Source organism: Companilactobacillus halodurans (genome assembly GCF_009600985.1).
GTDB classification, from domain to species: Bacteria; Bacillota; Bacilli; order Lactobacillales; family Lactobacillaceae; genus Companilactobacillus; species Companilactobacillus halodurans.
Genome location: NZ_VDFP01000176.1, coordinates 1 through 1,275 on the forward strand (window position 1 = coordinate 1; position 1,275 = coordinate 1,275).

The 1,275-nt window shown below is 34.0% G+C and carries 1 protein-coding gene; it reads right to left on the minus strand.

The window, feature by feature from the left end:
- On the minus strand, positions 1 to 749 hold a 749-nt coding region (locus FHL06_RS13405; RefSeq protein WP_192918007.1), incomplete at its 3' end, for a BspA family leucine-rich repeat surface protein.
- Between the last annotated feature and the right edge of the window lie 526 nt (positions 750 to 1,275).

The following is a 1,275-nucleotide window of genomic DNA, read 5'->3' on the forward strand; positions in this document are numbered from 1 at the left end:
ACAGTTGGCTTTACTTCAGTCTTCTTAGTTTCAACTTCTGGTTGAGCTATCTTATGATAAACTACAAAATCAGTACTTGATAATTTACTATCTAATGCCATTACTTTGACAGTTTTTTTATCAGCTTTGTAACCTGACTTTTCAGGTACTGCAACTTCAAAAGTACTGCCAACATATTCTGGACGAATTGATTCTGGTACTTCAATGATCAATCCATCAACAAGGTTATTATTGATTTGAACTGTAAAAGGTCCCTTATACTCTCGATCCGGTTTTACAACCCAATCACCTTTATTATCCTCAGATAATAAATCTTCCGAAGTAATTCCAGCCTTATTGGCAGGTTTTGGATTATCTCTTGTTCCTTTACCGATATCAACCCAAGTTTTATTTACTAATTTCAAATCCTTTTTTTGCTTATTAGGTACAACAAACTTCTTACCTAACTTAATGGACTTCAATGCATCCGAAGATTCAAACATATTTGACATGTCTTTTACTTGTATTGTGTCAAAACTGGAAAGATCTAATTCTTCCAAGGTTTCACCCCCCGCAAACATCCCCGTCATATCAGTAACCTGGCTTGTATCGAAATTCGAGATATTTAAACTCTTCAAATCACGACAGCCACCAAACATATGTGACATATTTTGTACTTGATTAGTCTTAAAGCTAGACAGATCAAGTTTTTTTAATGAGTGACAGTCTAAAAACATCTGACTCATATCTGTAACTTGGCTAGTATCCATATCTTCACCCCTAAATTTGGAAATAATTTTCCCTGAAACTATCCCCAATATAGAAAATAACGAATATACTATACCAAATTATGAGTAATCTCGATTATTTTTAAAAATAATTTTAGCTAATCTTAACTTTATTCTTTAAATTATTCTTTTTAAATATCAACTAGGATATTGACGGATGCCGTCGTCCGTGAAATCTCTGTGGACCACTGGAACGTGGTGGGCACAACTTGGAGCCAATGAAGTTCGCATTGTCTTCAAGATTGACCTTGTTCTAAGTGGATTTCCCACTAAGAACAATTTCACCACTGAGGGTCCACAGAGATTTTGTTCCCGACTAGAAATTGATTTCTAATATTATTATTCAAACTTGTGGCACCTTACTATTGCATGCTTGTTATATACTTATTTTCCAATATTTAGAGTTTTCATATACAAATGTAAAAAATCAATAAACCAGTCCGGAGTAACAAAGAAAATGGGCTCAGTAGTGAAATTCTACTTAATTCGCGTACTTTGCGGATTTAGT